Raw genomic sequence first — 17,342 nt, 5'->3', positions numbered from 1 at the left:
TTACCCCTCCTTCTTCTCTGATAAAACGATTGTAATATGGCTTGTGCGCTTGTTGATTTGGCTTGCACGGCCCATTGCACGAGGACGGAAACGTTTTAAGGTTGGTCCTTCATCAACGAATGCTTGAGCAACAACAAGATTGTTTACGTCCATTTCGTAGTTGTGCTCAGCGTTTGCCATAGCAGATTTTAATACTTTTTCAACTACTGGAGAAGCGGCCTTTGGAGTTAAATTTAAAATGGCTACTGCTTCACCAACTTGCTTTCCTCGAATTAAATCAACGACTAAACGTACTTTACGAGGAGCAATACGAACTGTTCTTGCAACAGCTTTAGCTTGCATTAGGATGCCCTCCTCTCTTAACGTCTTGTTTTCTTGTCATCACTAGCATGACCTTTGTAAGTACGAGTTGGAGCGAATTCTCCAAGCTTGTGACCTACCATGTCTTCAGTAACATATACAGGCACATGTTTACGGCCATCATAAACGGCGATCGTATGGCCAATAAATTGTGGGAAGATCGTAGAACGGCGAGACCAAGTTTTAACAACTTGCTTCTTTTCAGTTTCATTTAACTTTTCGATCTTTACCATTAAATGATCATCAACGAATGGTCCTTTTTTTAAGCTGCGACCCATGAATGAACCTCCCTTCGTAATTGGTCTACGGTTCTATTTGTGAACCGTAGTTCAATCACGTTATTTTTTAGCTCGACGAACAATAAGTTTATCTGATTTGTTTTTCTTCTTACGAGTTTTGTATCCAAGTGTTGGTTTGCCCCATGGAGTCATAGGAGACTTACGTCCGATAGGAGCACGACCTTCACCACCACCGTGTGGGTGATCGTTAGGGTTCATTACAGAACCACGTACTGTTGGGCGTTTGCCTAACCAGCGAGAGCGACCAGCTTTACCGATGTTGATAAGTTCGTGTTGCTCATTACCAACTTGACCAATGGAAGCACGGCACTCAGAAAGAATCATACGAACTTCACCAGAAGTTAAACGAACAAGAACGTATTTACCTTCTTTACCTAGTACTTGTGCAGAAGTTCCTGCAGAACGTACTAATTGTCCACCTTTACCTGGTTTTAATTCGATGTTGTGTACTACTGTACCAACAGGGATATTTACTAATGGAAGGGCATTACCCACTTTAATATCTGCTTCAGGACCAGACATTACTTCCATACCGACTTCTAAGTTTTTAGGAGCTAAGATATAACGCTTTTCTCCATCAACATAATTGATTAATGCAATATTTGCAGAACGGTTTGGATCGTACTCGATTGTGGCAACGCGTCCTGGAATGCCATCTTTGTTACGTTTAAAATCGATTAAACGATATTGACGCTTATGGCCGCCACCTTGATGACGAACAGTTAACTTACCTTGGTTATTACGGCCGCCTTTGCTCTTTAATGGAGCTAAAAGAGATTTTTCCGGAGTGCTAGTTGTGATTTCAGCGAAATCAGAAACTGTCATTCCACGACGACCATTGGAGGTAGGTTTGTACTTTTTAATCGCCATTTTATTTCCCTCCTCTTCTTGTTAAAATTCTAGCCTTCAAAGATTTCAATTTCTTTGCTGTCAGCTGTTAATTTTACGATTGCCTTACGGCGTTTATTTGTGTAACCACCGAATTTACCCATGCGCTTGAATTTACCTTTATAGTTCATGATATTAACTTTCTCAACATCAACGCCGAAGATTTCTTCGATTGCATCTTTAACTTGAGTTTTGTTAGCTTTCACATCAACTTCAAACGTATATTTTTTCTCAGCCATTAGGTCAGTAGAACGTTCAGTGATAACGGGGCGCTTAATGATATCGCGTGCATCCATTATGCAAGCACCTCCTCTACTTTTTCAACCGCTGCTTTAGTTATGATTAATTTATCATGATTTACAACATCTAAAACGTTGATTCCATCAGCAGTTACGACTGTTACACCAGGAATATTACGTGCAGAAAGTGCAACATTTTCATCTAGGTCAGCTGTAACAATTAGTGCTTTTTTCTCAACAGAAAGACCATTTAAAACAGCTTTGAATTCTTTTGTTTTTGGAGCTTCAAACGCTAAGCTATCTAGTACTAAGATGCTTTCCTCTAACACTTTAGAAGAAAGTGCTGATTTGATCGCTAAACGACGAACCTTCTTAGGTAATTTGTAGCTGTAGCTGCGTGGTTGTGGACCAAATACGATACCACCTCCGCGCCATTGTGGAGAGCGAATGGAACCTTGACGTGCACGACCAGTTCCTTTTTGACGCCATGGCTTACGACCACCACCGCGCACTTCAGAACGATTTTTTACTTTATGAGATCCTTGACGTAAAGAAGCTCTTTGCATAACAATCGCTTCGAATAATACGCTTTGGTTAGGCTCAATTCCAAATACAGTTTCGTTAAGTTCGATTTCTCCAACTTGAGAACCAGTTTGGTTTAATAATGCTACTTTAGGCATTCTATTGTTCCTCCTTTCTCTTGAAGTGATTATGCTTTAACCGCACTTTTAATTTTTAATAAAGCTTTTTTCGCTCCTGGTACGTTACCTTTGATTAGAAGCAAGTTGCGTTCTGTATCAACCTTAACGATTTCCAAGTTTTGAACTGTTACTTGATCTCCACCCATGCGTCCTGGTAATAATTTACCTTTGAAAACACGGTTTGGAGCAACAGGTCCCATTGAACCAGGGCGACGATGATAACGAGAACCGTGAGCCATTGGTCCACGAGATTGTCCGTGGCGCTTGATAGAGCCTTGGAAACCTTTACCTTTAGAAATTCCTGTTACATCTACAAAATCGCCTGTAGCGAAAATATCAACTTTGACTTCTTGACCAACTTCATAGCCTGCTAAGTCATCTCCGCGGAATTCGCGAATGAAGCGCTTAGGAGCAGTATTTGCCTTGCTAACGTGTCCTTTTTCAGGTTTGTTAGCTAACTTTTCGCGTTTATCTTCAAAACCAAGTTGTGTTGAAACATATCCGTCAGTTTCTACAGATTTCTTTTGAAGAACAACGTTTGGAGCTATCTCAACAACAGTTACCGGAATTAAGTTTCCGTTTTCTGCAAATACTTGAGTCATACCAATCTTTCTACCTAAGATTCCTTTGGTCATTTAAGTCACACCTCCTAATTTACTGTTCATGTATGGTTTGATTATAATTTAATTTCGATATCTACACCGGATGGTAAATCTAATCTCATTAACGCATCAACTGTTTGTGGAGTTGGGTTTACAATGTCGATTAGACGCTTATGTGTCCGCATTTCAAATTGCTCACGAGAATCTTTGTACTTATGAACCGCACGTAAGATCGTGTAAATAGATTTTTCAGTCGGAAGCGGAATCGGACCTGACACAGCAGCACCTGAACGTTTTGCTGTTTCAACGATTTTTTCTGCAGATTGATCAAGAATTCTGTGATCATAAGCTTTTAAGCGGATACGAATTTTTTGTTTTGCCATTATTTTCCCTCCTTTATTCGCCTATTTTAAAAATAGACATTTCTCAGTGAGAATTTCCCTAACACAGCGCCATGGCAAAGCGGCCGGGTGTGTCAGCAACCTCCCACCTCATCGCAGTCAAAGACCAACATTGTCTATTATACATAAAACATAAAGCAAACGCAACATTTTATTGTATTTTATTTTAAACTTTATGTCTTGCACACTTTTACTATTATATCGGCTCACTTCAGCTTTTTCAACTACAAACTAATCACCAATAATATCCTTACCCATTCACGAAATTACCAGAAAAATAAAACAAGTATTTTATAATAGAAGAAACATGTTTTTAAACATTAAAAAAAGCAGATGGATTTACACCCATCTGCTTTTGAATGTTAAATTATTCAGCGATTGTTGTGATTGAACCTGAACCTACTGTACGGCCACCTTCACGAATTGAGAACTTAGTTCCTTCTTCGATCGCAACTGGAGCGATAAGCTCAACAGACATTTCGATGTGGTCGCCAGGCATAACCATTTCAGTACCTTCTGGAAGATTACAAATTCCAGTAATATCAGAAGTACGGAAATAGAATTGTGGACGATAGTTTGAGAAGAATGGAGTATGACGTCCACCTTCTTCTTTTGATAATACGTAAACTTGTGCTTTAAATTTAGTGTGTGGAGTGATTGACTTTGGCTTAGCCAATACTTGACCACGTTCGATTTCTTCACGAGCTACACCACGAAGAAGGGCACCAATGTTGTCTCCAGCTTCAGCGAAGTCAAGAAGCTTACGGAACATTTCTACACCAGTTACAGTTGTAGATTTTGGCTCTTCAGTGAAACCAACGATTTCTACTACGTCACCAACTTTAACTACACCACGCTCAACACGTCCAGTAGCAACAGTACCACGGCCAGTGATTGAGAATACGTCCTCAACCGGCATCATGAATGGCTTGTCAGTGTCACGAGTTGGAGTTGGGATATAGCTATCAACAGCATCCATAAGTTCGATGATTTTTTCTTCCCATGCAGCATCGCCTTCTAATGCTTTAAGAGCAGAACCTTTGATAACTGGGATATCATCGCCAGGGAATTCATATTCAGAAAGAAGGTCACGAACTTCCATTTCTACTAATTCTAATAATTCTTCGTCGTCAACCATGTCACACTTGTTCATGAATACAACAAGGTAAGGTACGCCTACCTGACGAGAAAGAAGGATGTGCTCACGAGTTTGTGGCATTGGGCCGTCAGCAGCAGATACTACAAGAATACCGCCGTCCATTTGAGCAGCACCAGTGATCATGTTTTTAACATAGTCAGCGTGTCCTGGGCAGTCAACGTGTGCATAGTGACGAGTATCAGTTTCATACTCAACGTGTGCAGTAGAGATTGTGATTCCACGTTCTCTTTCTTCTGGAGCACCGTCGATTTGATCATATGCACGAGCTTCTGCTTTACCTTGCTTAGCAAGAACAGAAGTGATTGCAGCTGTTAAAGTTGTTTTACCATGGTCAACGTGTCCGATTGTACCAATGTTAACGTGTGGCTTAGAACGGTCAAATTTAGCTTTTCCCATTTTAAAAAATCCTCCTTTGGATTATAGGTTAAGTATATTTTAAGTGGAAGCCAGAAATAGGTTATCCTATTTCTCAGCCTCCATTATTACATAAGTAGTTATACTTTAAATAAAGGTGAAAATCAATTATTCACCTTTATTTTTTTTGATGATTTCTTCAGAAACTGATTTTGGTACTTCTTCGTAGTGATCGAAGTGCATGGAGAATACTCCACGTCCTTGAGTACTTGAACGAAGCGCTGTAGCATAACCAAACATTTCTGAAAGTGGAACCATTGCACGTACAACTTGCGCGTTTCCGCGTGCTTCCATACCTTCCACGCGTCCACGACGAGCTGTAATTTGTCCCATGATATCTCCCAGATACTCTTCAGGGATTACAACTTCAACCCTCATCATTGGCTCAAGGATTACAGGACTACACTTTGAAGCAGCATTTTTAAGTGCCATTGAAGCGGCAATCTTAAACGCCATTTCAGAGGAGTCAACATCATGGTAAGATCCGTCAAATAATCTAGCTTTAATATCAACTAATGGATATCCAGCAAGAACTCCACGGTTAAGTGCATCTTCAAGACCCGCTTGAACTGCAGGGATGTATTCACGAGGAACTACACCACCAACAATGCCGTTAACGAATTCAAAACCTTTGCCTTCATCGTTTGGTGCGAATTCAATCCAAACATGTCCATATTGTCCACGACCACCAGATTGACGTGCGAACTTACCTTCAACTTGTGCAGAAGCACGGAATGTTTCACGGTAAGCAACCTGAGGAGCACCTACATTTGCTTCAACCTTAAATTCACGACGCATACGGTCTACTAGGATATCAAGGTGAAGTTCACCCATACCTGCAATGATTACTTGTCCAGTTTCCTGGTCAGTATGTGCACGGAATGTTGGATCTTCTTCTTGAAGTTTTTGTAGAGCTGTTGTCATTTTATCTTGGTCTGCTTTTGATTTAGGTTCAACAGAAAGTTGAATTACTGGCTCAGGAAATTGCATAGACTCGAGAATAACTAGATTCTTGTCATCACACAGAGTATCACCAGTAGTTGTATCTTTTAAACCTACAGCTGCAGCAATGTCACCAGCATAAACCTTGGAGATTTCCTGACGGCTGTTTGCATGCATTTGCAGGATACGTCCTACACGCTCACGTTTACCTTTAGTTGAGTTTTGAACATACGATCCGGACTCTAATGTACCAGAGTATACGCGGAAGAACGTTAACTTACCAACATAAGGATCAGTCATAACCTTGAACGCAAGAGCAGCGAATGGTTCTTCGTCGCTAGAATGACGTTCAACGATTACCTCCTCATCATCCACATCATGACCTTTAATAGCAGGTACATCTAATGGTGATGGAAGATAGTCAATAACAGCATCTAGCATCAACTGAACACCTTTATTTTTGAAGGCAGATCCACAAATAACAGGATAGAATTCTACATTAACAGTACCTTTACGAATCGCTGATTTCAGCTCTTCTTTAGTGATTTCTTCACCACCGAGGTATTTTTCCATTAATTCTTCATCTAACTCTGCTACTGCTTCAACTAACTTTTCGCGCCACTCATCTGCTTGAGCACGGTATTCTTCTGGAATCTCACGTACTTCAATATCAGTACCAAGATCATTACTGTAGAATACAGCATTCATTTCCACAAGGTCAATGATTGCTTCGAACTGATCTTCAGCGCCGATTGGCAACTGAATCGGATGAGCATTCGCTTGCAGACGATCATGTATTGTTTTAACAGAGTACAAGAAATCTGCACCGATTTTATCCATTTTGTTAACGAATACCACACGTGGTACTCCATAAGTTGTTGCTTGGCGCCACACTGTTTCAGTTTGTGGTTCAACACCGGATTGGGCATCAAGTACTGCAACAGCACCGTCCAATACACGAAGTGAACGTTCTACTTCAACAGTGAAGTCTACGTGTCCCGGAGTGTCAATGATATTAACACGGTGACCTTTCCACTGAGCAGTAGTAGCGGCGGAAGTGATTGTAATTCCGCGCTCCTGCTCTTGTTCCATCCAGTCCATTTGGGAAGCACCTTCGTGTGTTTCACCAATTTTGTGGATTTTACCAGTGTAATAAAGTACACGCTCAGTAGTAGTTGTTTTACCGGCATCGATGTGGGCCATGATACCAATATTACGAGTGTTTTCTAAGGAGAACTCTCTTGCCATTGGGTCTTTCTCCTTCCTAGTTTAAATGTATTTTTATTGAAGGTAAAATTACCAACGATAGTGAGCAAACGCTTTGTTTGCTTCAGCCATTTTGTGTGTATCTTCACGTTTCTTGACAGATGCACCAGTATTGTTAGCTGCATCCATGATTTCGTTAGCTAAACGCTCTTCCATGGTTTTTTCACCGCGAAGACGTGAATAGTTAACTAACCAGCGAAGTCCAAGAGTTGTACGGCGGTCAGGACGCACCTCAACTGGAACTTGGTAGTTTGCACCACCAACGCGGCGTGCTCTTACTTCTAGAACAGGCATGATGTTTTTCATTGCTGCTTCAAATACTTCCATTGGATCTTTTCCAGAACGTTCACGGATCGTATTGAATGCAGAGTAAAGAATTTCTTGAGATTTACCTCTTTTACCGTCAATCATCATTTTGTTGATTAGACGAGTAACTAATTTTGAATTGTAAAGCGGATCTGGTAACACGTCTCTCTTTGCTACAGGACCTTTACGTGGCATTCATTTTTCCTCCTTTCAGGAAGCTTCTATATTTTCGTTTGATTATTTTTTAGCTGCTTTTGGTCTCTTAGTACCATACTTAGAACGACCTTGCATACGGTTGTTAACACCAGCAGTATCTAACGCACCACGTACAATGTGATAACGTACCCCTGGTAAGTCTTTTACACGTCCGCCACGGATAAGAACAACACTGTGCTCTTGTAAGTTGTGGCCGATACCAGGAATGTATGCTGTCACCTCGATACCATTTGTCAAGCGTACACGAGCATATTTACGTAACGCTGAGTTTGGTTTCTTTGGAGTCATTGTACCAACACGAGTACATACCCCGCGTTTTTGTGGTGAAGATACGTTAGTTTGAGACTTTTTAAAGCTATTATAACCTTTGTTAAGCGCAGGTGATTTTGATTTGTCCTCTTTCATTTGACGAGGCTTGCGCACTAATTGGTTAATAGTAGGCATGTTTTTTCCTCCTTTCACAATTTATAAGCCCACACATCCAGGTGGTTCATTTTTTGGCAAAAACAAAGTTTTTGCAGAAGTTCCATCTACAAAAACAGTTTTTAACGAGTAATCGCAACAGCTGCGGCACCCACTTCAATTCCGCATGCTTTACCCAACTTTTTCATTGAGTCCACATATTGAATAGGTATATTTAGTCTTTCTGCATCTGTTACAGCCTGATTTATGATCTTTGGATCTGCATCACTCGCAACAATCAGCTCTAGTACTATACCTTCTTTAAGTGCCTTTACTGTTTTCTTCGTTCCTATAATAACGTTATTAGCCTGTAATACTTTATCATAAGACATGATGGATATCCTCCAAAGTATCAGGTGAATAGGAGCACCTTTGATATATTATCATTTTAGCAAAAAGATGTCAACTAAACTTTTAAAATTTCTTTAGAACTTGTTTTCAAAAATACGGTACTTGCTACATCTAGCAAGTACCGTAATATGTTAATCGATTGTAATTGGCTCTTCGGATGTTGTATCTCGGAGAACTGGTTCTGCTTTGCGATATCGCTGCATTCCTGTTCCGGCCGGCACCAACTTACCAATGATAACATTTTCTTTAAGTCCAAGTAGTTCGTCACGCTTGCCTTTGATTGCAGCATCCGTAAGAACTCTGGTTGTCTCCTGGAATGAGGCAGCAGATAAGAATGAATCTGTCTCAAGTGATGCCTTCGTGATTCCAAGCAATATTGGACGACCAGTTGCAGGCATTTTTCCTTCAAGTAACGCTTTTTCGTTTGCATCCGTGAATTGATGAATGTCTAATAATGTACCTGGCAACACATCAGTTTCACCTGCGTCAATTACCCGAACTTTACGAAGCATTTGACGAACCATAACCTCGACGTGCTTATCGCCAATTTCAACCCCTTGCATACGGTAAACTTTTTGTACTTCCCGTAACAGGTATTCTTGAACGGAGGTTACGTCCTTAACTTTAACCAATTCTTTAGGATCAATTGAACCTTCTGTAAGTTCTTCACCACGTTCAACTTGACTGCCGACAGCAACTTTCAGGCGTGCAGTATATGGCGCATTATAGGTGCGTGATTCCACTTCACCTTGAACAACGATTTCATGCTGGCGATCACGGCCTTCATTAATGCTTACAACAACACCTTCAACTTCGGAAATAACGGCTTGCCCTTTAGGGTTACGCGCCTCAAAGATTTCCTGAATACGCGGTAAACCTTGGGTAATATCGTTACCTGCCACACCACCAGTATGGAAAGTACGCATGGTTAACTGTGTTCCTGGCTCACCGATAGATTGAGCCGCAATAATACCTACTGCTTCTCCCACTTCTACCTCTTGGCCAGTCGCAAGGTTACGTCCGTAGCATTTCTTACAAACACCGTGACGAGTGTTACATGTAAATGCGGAACGGATTTTTACTTCTTCAATTCCAGCACCAACAATTACTTCAGCTAGGTCTTCTGTGATTAAGTCATTTTCTTTAACGATAATCTCATTTGTCTCAGGATGTTTGATGTTTTTACGGGCATAACGTCCGATTAAACGTTCTTCAAGAGACTCAATGATTTCTGTGCCATCTTTTAATGCTTGGATCGTGAAGCCGCGGTCAGTTCCGCAATCATCCTCACGGACAATTACATCCTGGGCAACATCTACCAGACGACGAGTTAAGTAACCTGAGTCGGCAGTTTTTAGTGCTGTATCGGCAAGACCTTTACGCGCACCATGTGTAGAGATAAAGTACTCTAATACTGTTAATCCTTCACGGAAACTTGACTTGATCGGTAATTCGATGATCCGTCCAGCCGGGTTGGCCATCAAACCACGCATACCGGCAAGCTGAGTAAAGTTCGATGCGTTACCACGGGCACCGGAGTCACTCATCATAAAGATTGGATTCGTTTTATTCAAGGACTTCATCAATTTTCCTTGAATAACATCCTTCGCCTGGCTCCAAATGGAGATAACACGATCATAACGCTCATCTTCAGTGATTAAACCACGTCTAAATTGTTTTGTAACATTGTCAACCTTACCCTGGGCCTCATGAAGAATTTGCTGTTTTTCACCCAAAACGACAATGTCAGCAACACCAACGGTAATACCGGCTTTTGTTGAATATTTGAATCCTAGGTCTTTCATGCGGTCAAGCATTTTAGAGGTTTCAGTAATTTTGAAACGTTTGAATACTTCAGCAATGATATTTCCAAGGATTTTCTTTTTGAATGGATCAATTAACGGCATAGCCTCAATTTTTGCCTTGATGTCTTCACCTTTTTCAACAAAATACTTTTCAGGTGTTTTGACCTCTAAGTTATCTCTTGTAGGCTCATTGATATAAGGGAATGACTTAGGAAGAATTTCATTGAAAATAAGCTTACCAACTGTTGTGATTAACAGTTTCTTATTTTGCTCTTCTGTAAATGTTTCATTTCCTAACGAACCTGCAAAAACAGCGATACGGGTATGCAAATGAACATAGCCGTTTTGATAGGCAAGTACTGCTTCATTTGTATCATTGAAAATCATACCCTCGCCAACGGCACCATCTCGCTCTAAGGTCAAGTAATAGTTTCCTAATACCATGTCCTGAGAAGGAGTAACAACTGGTTTTCCATCTTTAGGGTTCAAGATGTTTTGTGCTGCTAGCATTAACAGACGAGCTTCTGCCTGAGCTTCGGATGAAAGCGGTACGTGTACGGCCATCTGGTCACCGTCAAAGTCGGCATTATATGCTGTACATACAAGCGGGTGAAGGCGAATGGCTCTTCCTTCCACCAATGTTGGCTCGAAAGCCTGAATCCCTAGTCTGTGTAGTGTAGGGGCACGGTTTAATAACACCGGATGTTCTTTGATAACATCTTCAAGGACATCCCACACCTCAGGGGATACTCGCTCGATTTTGCGCTTTGCTGATTTGATATTATGAGCTAAGCCTTTTTCCACTAATTCTTTCATAACAAATGGCTTAAATAATTCTAATGCCATTTCTTTTGGAAGACCACATTGGAACATTTTTAAATTTGGTCCTACGACAATAACGGAACGACCGGAGTAGTCAACACGTTTACCAAGTAGGTTCTGACGGAAGCGTCCTTGCTTACCTTTCAGCATATGTGAAAGCGACTTTAATGGACGGTTACCAGGACCTGTAACAGGGCGGCCACGACGTCCGTTGTCAATAAGTGCATCAACAGCCTCTTGAAGCATACGCTTTTCGTTTTGGACGATAATGCTAGGTGCTCCAAGATCTAACAAACGCTTTAACCGGTTATTTCTGTTTATCACACGACGGTAAAGGTCGTTTAAATCAGATGTCGCAAATCTTCCCCCATCTAATTGCACCATTGGGCGTAGTTCAGGAGGGATTACTGGAAGGACATCAAGAATCATCCATGAAGGCTCATTTCCTGAGTTACGGAATGCTTCCAACACTTCAAGACGTTTAATTGCACGTGTACGTCTTTGTCCTTGAGCAGTTTTTAATTCTTCTTTTAATGCATCAACTTCTTTATCTAAATCGATATCAGAAAGAAGCTTTTTAATCGCTTCTGCACCCATGGATGCCTGGAATTTATTTCCATACTTTTCACGGTATGCACGATATTCTTTTTCAGATAAGAGTTGTTTCTTCTCTAGTGCTGTGTCACCGGATTCAGTAACAACATAAGAAGCAAAATAAATAACTTCCTCTAAAGCACGAGGAGACATATCTAAAACCAATCCCATACGGCTAGGGATTCCTTTAAAGTACCAAATATGTGATACAGGTGCAGCAAGTTCAATATGTCCCATTCGTTCGCGACGAACCTTAGCACGTGTTACTTCAACACCGCATCGGTCACAAACGACTCCTTTATAGCGTACACGCTTGTACTTACCACAATGACATTCCCAATCCTTAGTCGGACCAAAAATTCTCTCACAGAATAAACCATCTTTTTCGGGCTTTAATGTACGATAGTTGATGGTTTCAGGTTTTTTTACTTCTCCGAAAGACCATGAACGAATTTTATCGGGTGAAGCAAGACCTATTTTCATATACTCAAAATTATTAACATCTAGCAAGGGGCCTACCTCCCTTATAATCTCCAGGTTTTACCCTTATTACGTAAAAAGTTAGATGCACACCGGGAACAGGACTAGCTTGTTCCCGCTTATGGAATGTGCATTATTGATTGGGACTACTCTTTTGAACCTACTTTTTCAGATTCAAAGCTTGGGGCTTCAGAAACGATGTTTAACGTATCTGCTTGTTGCAGATCCTCTTCATCTTCCATATCCCGCATTTCGATTTCTTCTTCATCACCAGAAAGAATTTTTACATCCATACCTAGACTTTGAAGTTCTTTGATTAATACTTTAAACGATTCAGGGACACCTGGTTCCGGAACATTTTCACCTTTTACAATGGCTTCATATGTTTTCACACGGCCAACCACGTCATCTGATTTAACCGTAAGAATTTCCTGCAAAGTATATGCAGCACCATAGGCTTCAAGCGCCCAAACCTCCATCTCACCAAAACGCTGTCCGCCAAATTGAGCTTTACCGCCAAGTGGCTGCTGCGTAACAAGTGAGTATGGTCCAGTCGAACGGGCATGCAATTTATCATCAACCATGTGTGCGAGTTTAATCATATACATGACCCCGACAGATACACGGTTATCAAATGGCTCACCAGTACGTCCGTCATACAGAATGGTTTTTGCATCGCGAGCCATGCCAGCTTCCTGAATAGTTGACCAGACATCTTCTTCTCGCGCACCGTCAAATACTGGCGTTGCAACGTGAATGCCAAGGTATCTTGCTGCCATACCTAAATGAAGTTCAAGCACCTGTCCGATGTTCATCCGTGAAGGAACCCCTAATGGGTTTAACATGATATCAACCGGAGTACCATCAGGTAGGAAAGGCATATCTTCCTCAGGCAAGATTCTTGAGATAACCCCTTTATTTCCGTGACGACCCGCCATTTTATCACCTTGGTGGATCTTACGTTTTTGAACGATGTATACACGGACAAGTTGGTTTACTCCTGGAGGAAGCTCATCTCCGTCTTCACGATTAAATACTTTAACATCATGAATGATTCCTTCTCCGCCGTGCGGAACTCTAAGTGAGGTATCACGTACTTCACGTGCTTTCTCACCAAAGATGGCATGCAATAAACGTTCCTCAGCTGTTAACTCTGTTACCCCTTTTGGTGTAACCTTACCAACAAGCAGGTCCCCATCCTTTACTTCCGCTCCAATACGGATAATTCCACGCTCATCCAAGTTACGAAGAGCATCCTCACCGACATTTGGAATATCACGGGTAATTTCTTCAGGTCCTAGCTTTGTATCACGTGACTCGGATTCATATTCTTCAATATGAATAGAAGTATATACATCATCTTTAACTAAGCGTTCACTCATGATGATGGCATCCTCATAGTTATAACCATCCCAAGTCATGAATGCTACAAGTACGTTTCGGCCTAACGCTAATTCTCCCAGTTCCATTGAAGGACCGTCACCAAGGACTTCTCCTTTTGTAACACGGTTTCCAACAGCTACGATTGGACGTTGGTTATAGCACATCCCTTGGTTAGAGCGAACAAACTTTAATAATCTATATTTGTCTAGGTCACCTTTTACTTCTTGACCATCGACTTCTTTAACACGACGAACCCAGATCTCCCTAGCTTCAACGTGCTCAACAATCCCTTCATGCTTACAAATTACTGCTGCACCAGAATCTTTTGCTGATACATATTCCATTCCTGTACCAACGCGCGGCGCTTCAGGTTGAAGCAATGGCACCGCTTGACGTTGCATGTTCGCACCCATCAAGGCACGGTTAGAGTCATCGTTTTCAAGGAACGGGATACAAGCAGTTGCGGCGGAAACAACCTGCTTAGGTGATACATCCATATAATCAACACGGTCACGTTTTACGACAGTGTTTTCACCACGGAAACGGGCAATTACTTCTTCGTCTAGGAAAGCTCCGTCATCACCTAGGCGTGCATTCGCCTGAGCAACTACATAATTATCCTCTTCATCGGCAGTTAAATAATCAATTCGATTTGTCACTTTTCCGGTATCCGGATCAACGCGGCGGTATGGTGTTTCGATAAATCCAAAACGGTTTACCTTTGCGTAGCTTGATAACGAGTTGATCAAACCAATGTTCGGACCTTCCGGCGTTTCAATCGGACACATCCGGCCGTAGTGAGAGTAGTGAACGTCACGAACTTCCATGCCGGCACGTTCTCTTGTTAAACCACCAGGTCCCAATGCAGATAAACGACGTTTATGTGTTAATTCAGCTAGTGGATTCGTTTGATCCATGAACTGAGATAACTGGGAACTTCCAAAGAATTCTTTTATGGAAGCAATAACAGGACGGATATTAATTAACTGCTGTGGTGTTATGGTTGCTGTATCTTGAATAGACATTCTTTCGCGAACCACACGTTCCATACGGGATAATCCAATCCGGAATTGATTTTGCAGTAATTCACCTACAGAACGAAGACGTCTGTTTCCTAGGTGATCAATATCATCGGTATCGCCAACTCCATGAAGCAAATCAAAGAAGTAGCTAATGGATGCGATGATATCAGCAGGTGTAATATTTTTAATTGGTTCAGCTACATAAGCATTACCCAATACATTAATTTCTTTTTCATTTTCATCGCCAGGGGCATAAATTTTAATCCCTTGTAAAATAATTTCATCTTCTACTACTCCGCCAACCGGGTTGTAGCCTGTGAAATTAACATTTTTCTCAAGAGCAGGTATAATTCTGTCAAGGTTTCTTCTGTCCAGGACAGTTCCCTTTTCAGCGATAATTTCTCCTGTCTCAGGGTCAACGAGGGTTTCAGCTAGTCGCTGATTAAACAGGCGATTTTTTATATGAAGCTTTTTATTAATTTTATAGCGTCCAACATTAGCGAGGTCATATCGCTTCGGATCAAAGAAACGTGAAACCAAGAGGTTCTTCGCGTTTTCAACGGTTGGAGGTTCACCTGGACGAAGACGCTCATAAATTTCAAGCAACGCCTTGTCTACACCTTCCGTATTGTCTTTTTCCAAAGTATTGCGAAGATACTCGTTATCACCAATCAATTCAATAATTTCTTGATCGGAACCAAATCCTAATGCACGCAAAAGAACCGTAACGGGCAGTTTCCGAGTACGATCAATTCTGACGTATACGACGTCTTTGGCATCTGTTTCATATTCCAGCCACGCGCCGCGGTTCGGAATGACAGTAGCGGTGAAGCCTTTCTTCCCGTTTTTATCTGTTTTTCCACTGAAGTACACACTTGGTGAGCGTACTAGCTGTGATACAATAACACGCTCTGCACCATTAATTACAAATGTGCCGGTTTCCGTCATTAAGGGAAAATCACCCATAAAAACATCTTGGTCCTTTACTTCACCGGTTTCTTTGTTAACAAGACGTACTTTTACACGCAATGGAGCAGAATATGTAACGTCCCGTTCCTTTGATTCTTCTACAGAATACTTTGGTTCGCCAAGGCTGTAATCAATAAATTCAAGTGATAGGTTACCAGTAAAGTCCTCAATTGGTGAAATATCCTGGAACATTTCACGCAGCCCCTCATCAAGAAACCATTGATATGAAGAGGTTTGGATTTCGATTAAATTTGGTAATTCCAACACTTCACTGATTCGTGCGTAACTTCTACGTTGGCGGTGTCGTCCATACTGAACTAGTTGACCTGTCAACTGATTCACCCCTCAAATCAAGCGTTATTTAGACAAATATATTACACCTTTTAGAAGGAGCTATAGCCCTTTCTAAAAGACAAAAAGAAAAAGGGTTTTTGTCCAAAAACCACAATTTCACATTTTGACTATTATTTTGTCATCATTTCCTTATTATCCCTTTTTTATACTTGAAAAATAAGCATTTTAGGAATAATTCGGTAAATATTATGATGGCATTTTATAATGCTACCACAGCAGCATTTTGAAGTCAACTATTTTATTCCTCTAAAAATAAAATATCCCTTTGACTTCTCGACTGTTTCTACTTGAGAAAATAGTTCATTTAATTTCTCCAACGCAGACGGTGCACCTTGCTTTTTTTGAATCACAACCCAGATCTCGCCTTTCTCCGCAAGATGCTCATGACTTTGAACAAATATATCATGGACTATTTTCTTACCGGCACGAATCGGTGGATTAGTGAGAATAGCTGCAAAGTTCAACTCAGTAACTCTATTCAAACGGTCACTTTCATATATTTGAACATTATCAATTCCATTTAAGGCAGCATTTTCTTTTGAAAGTTGAATCGCTCGTTCATTCACATCAATCATATGTACAAACTTATGCGGATGTTCTTTTGCAATCGATAAGCCAATCGGGCCATAGCCACAACCAACATCAAGCACTGGACCATCAACCTCTGGTAGGATAAAGGATTCAACTAGCAGACGTGAGCCAAAGTCTACCTCTCTTTTAGAAAAGACCCCATTATCCGTTTTAAACCGGAATTGCCTGTTCCTTAATTGGAAATCCCAATATTTTGGATCACTTTCAACCTTTTGGGTACGAGAATAGTAGTGTTCGGACATTAGTCTTACCTCCCGAGGAACTTGTATTGAAGACTCTTTAGAGGGATCCTATTATTAGTTAGGATAAGCGAAAAAAAGCCCGCTATGCAGCGAGCTTTTCATTCATAAAATTACTTAACTTCGACGTTAGCTCCAACTTCTTCAAGTTTACCTTTGATTTCTTCAGCTTCTTCTTTAGAAACGCCTTCTTTAAGAGGCTTTGGAGTGTTGTCAACAAGATCTTTTGCTTCTTTAAGTCCAAGACCAGTGATTTCACGAACAACTTTGATAACCTTGATTTTTTGGTCGCCAGCGCCAGCTAGGATTACATCGAATTCTGTTTTTTCTTCAGCAGCAGCAGCGCCTGCGCCACCAACAACAGCTACAGGTGCAGCTGCAGTTACGCCGAATTCTTCTTCGATTGCTTTTACTAGATCGTTAAGTTCTAAAACAGTCATATTTTTAACTGCTTCAATGATTTGTTCTTTAGTCATG

At 41.1% G+C, this 17,342-nt stretch carries 16 protein-coding genes; all 16 read right to left on the bottom strand.

The window, feature by feature from the left end; genetic code table 11:
- Complete coding sequence (gene rplV, locus ACI3K6_RS22000; protein ID WP_026574092.1) at positions 1 to 342, bottom strand: 50S ribosomal protein L22; 342 nt, start codon at positions 340 to 342, stop codon at positions 1 to 3.
- Between the two features lie 17 nt (positions 343 to 359).
- A complete protein-coding gene (gene rpsS, locus ACI3K6_RS21995) occupies positions 360 to 638 on the bottom strand; it encodes a 30S ribosomal protein S19 (protein ID WP_335478837.1) in 279 nt (92 codons plus the stop codon).
- Positions 639 to 698: 60 nt separating this feature from the next.
- Positions 699 to 1,529 (bottom strand): 50S ribosomal protein L2, encoded by an 831-nt coding sequence (gene rplB / locus ACI3K6_RS21990; RefSeq protein WP_335478839.1) that lies wholly within the window; start codon positions 1,527 to 1,529, stop codon positions 699 to 701.
- 29 nt (positions 1,530 to 1,558) lie between these two features.
- Entirely contained in the window at positions 1,559 to 1,843 is a 285-nt protein-coding gene (gene rplW / locus ACI3K6_RS21985) for a 50S ribosomal protein L23 (RefSeq protein WP_435556515.1), read from the bottom strand.
- Entirely contained in the window at positions 1,843 to 2,466 is a 624-nt protein-coding gene (rplD, locus tag ACI3K6_RS21980; protein WP_335478841.1) for a 50S ribosomal protein L4, read from the bottom strand. Before rplD ends, rplW begins: the two co-directional genes overlap by 1 nt.
- A 29-nt stretch (positions 2,467 to 2,495) precedes the next feature.
- Positions 2,496 to 3,122 (bottom strand): 50S ribosomal protein L3, encoded by a 627-nt coding sequence (gene rplC, locus ACI3K6_RS21975; RefSeq protein WP_435556514.1) that lies wholly within the window; start codon positions 3,120 to 3,122, stop codon positions 2,496 to 2,498.
- Positions 3,123 to 3,163: 41 nt separating this feature from the next.
- Entirely contained in the window at positions 3,164 to 3,472 is a 309-nt protein-coding gene (gene rpsJ / locus ACI3K6_RS21970; RefSeq protein WP_034676072.1) for a 30S ribosomal protein S10, read from the bottom strand.
- Positions 3,473 to 3,857: 385 nt separating this feature from the next.
- Positions 3,858 to 5,045, bottom strand: coding sequence for an elongation factor Tu (gene tuf / locus ACI3K6_RS21965; RefSeq protein ID WP_435556513.1), 1,188 nt, complete (start codon positions 5,043 to 5,045; stop codon positions 3,858 to 3,860).
- Positions 5,046 to 5,171: 126 nt separating this feature from the next.
- Positions 5,172 to 7,253 carry an elongation factor G gene (fusA, locus tag ACI3K6_RS21960; protein WP_335478847.1) on the bottom strand — a complete coding sequence of 694 codons (2,082 nt, stop codon included), beginning with the start codon at positions 7,251 to 7,253 and terminating at the stop codon, positions 5,172 to 5,174.
- A 48-nt stretch (positions 7,254 to 7,301) separates the two neighbouring features.
- The gene (rpsG, locus tag ACI3K6_RS21955) at positions 7,302 to 7,772 is read right to left on the bottom strand and encodes a 30S ribosomal protein S7 (RefSeq protein ID WP_066321259.1); all 471 of its coding nucleotides are present in this window, start codon (positions 7,770 to 7,772) and stop codon (positions 7,302 to 7,304) included.
- A gap of 42 nt (positions 7,773 to 7,814) precedes the next feature.
- The gene (rpsL, locus tag ACI3K6_RS21950; RefSeq protein WP_335478849.1) at positions 7,815 to 8,237 is read right to left on the bottom strand and encodes a 30S ribosomal protein S12; all 423 of its coding nucleotides are present in this window, start codon (positions 8,235 to 8,237) and stop codon (positions 7,815 to 7,817) included.
- 101 nt (positions 8,238 to 8,338) lie between these two features.
- Entirely contained in the window at positions 8,339 to 8,587 is a 249-nt protein-coding gene (locus ACI3K6_RS21945; protein ID WP_335478851.1) for a 50S ribosomal protein L7ae-like protein, read from the bottom strand.
- Positions 8,588 to 8,737: 150 nt separating this feature from the next.
- A complete protein-coding gene (gene rpoC, locus ACI3K6_RS21940; RefSeq protein ID WP_435556512.1) occupies positions 8,738 to 12,337 on the bottom strand; it encodes a DNA-directed RNA polymerase subunit beta' in 3,600 nt (1,199 codons plus the stop codon).
- A gap of 116 nt (positions 12,338 to 12,453) precedes the next feature.
- Complete coding sequence (gene rpoB, locus ACI3K6_RS21935) at positions 12,454 to 16,014, bottom strand: DNA-directed RNA polymerase subunit beta (protein WP_435556511.1); 3,561 nt, start codon at positions 16,012 to 16,014, stop codon at positions 12,454 to 12,456.
- Positions 16,015 to 16,268: 254 nt separating this feature from the next.
- Positions 16,269 to 16,868, bottom strand: a complete 600-nt coding sequence (locus tag ACI3K6_RS21930; RefSeq protein ID WP_335478858.1) for a class I SAM-dependent methyltransferase — start codon at positions 16,866 to 16,868, stop codon at positions 16,269 to 16,271.
- 110 nt (positions 16,869 to 16,978) lie between these two features.
- Positions 16,979 to 17,341, bottom strand: a complete 363-nt coding sequence (gene rplL, locus ACI3K6_RS21925; RefSeq protein WP_335478860.1) for a 50S ribosomal protein L7/L12 — start codon at positions 17,339 to 17,341, stop codon at positions 16,979 to 16,981.
- Position 17,342 lies beyond the last annotated feature (1 nt).

It is taken from the genome of Neobacillus solisequens (genome assembly GCF_051233465.1).
In the GTDB taxonomy this organism is placed as follows: Bacteria; Bacillota; Bacilli; order Bacillales; family Cytobacillaceae; genus Neobacillus.
This window is presented reverse-complemented; position numbering and strand designations above follow the sequence as displayed.

Bases quoted from the DNA above. Each gene is read 5' to 3' on its own strand.
- rplV (WP_026574092.1), bottom strand. From the start codon at position 342: ATGCAAGCTAAAGCTGTTGCAAGAACAGTTCGTATTGCTCCTCGTAAA.
- rplB (WP_335478839.1), bottom strand. From the start codon at position 1,529: ATGGCGATTAAAAAGTACAAACCTACCTCCAATGGTCGTCGTGGAATG.
- rpsS (WP_335478837.1), bottom strand. From the start codon at position 638: ATGGGTCGCAGCTTAAAAAAAGGACCATTCGTTGATGATCATTTAATG.
- ACI3K6_RS21930 (WP_335478858.1), bottom strand. From the start codon at position 16,868: ATGTCCGAACACTACTATTCTCGTACCCAAAAGGTTGAAAGTGATCCA.
- fusA (WP_335478847.1), bottom strand. From the start codon at position 7,253: ATGGCAAGAGAGTTCTCCTTAGAAAACACTCGTAATATTGGTATCATG.
- rplD (WP_335478841.1), bottom strand. From the start codon at position 2,466: ATGCCTAAAGTAGCATTATTAAACCAAACTGGTTCTCAAGTTGGAGAA.
- tuf (WP_435556513.1), bottom strand. From the start codon at position 5,045: ATGGGAAAAGCTAAATTTGACCGTTCTAAGCCACACGTTAACATTGGT.
- rplW (WP_435556515.1), bottom strand. From the start codon at position 1,843: ATGGATGCACGCGATATCATTAAGCGCCCCGTTATCACTGAACGTTCT.
- rpsG (WP_066321259.1), bottom strand. From the start codon at position 7,772: ATGCCACGTAAAGGTCCTGTAGCAAAGAGAGACGTGTTACCAGATCCG.
- rpsL (WP_335478849.1), bottom strand. From the start codon at position 8,237: ATGCCTACTATTAACCAATTAGTGCGCAAGCCTCGTCAAATGAAAGAG.
- rplL (WP_335478860.1), bottom strand. From the start codon at position 17,341: ATGACTAAAGAACAAATCATTGAAGCAGTTAAAAATATGACTGTTTTA.
- ACI3K6_RS21945 (WP_335478851.1), bottom strand. From the start codon at position 8,587: ATGTCTTATGATAAAGTATTACAGGCTAATAACGTTATTATAGGAACG.
- rpsJ (WP_034676072.1), bottom strand. From the start codon at position 3,472: ATGGCAAAACAAAAAATTCGTATCCGCTTAAAAGCTTATGATCACAGA.
- rplC (WP_435556514.1), bottom strand. From the start codon at position 3,122: ATGACCAAAGGAATCTTAGGTAGAAAGATTGGTATGACTCAAGTATTT.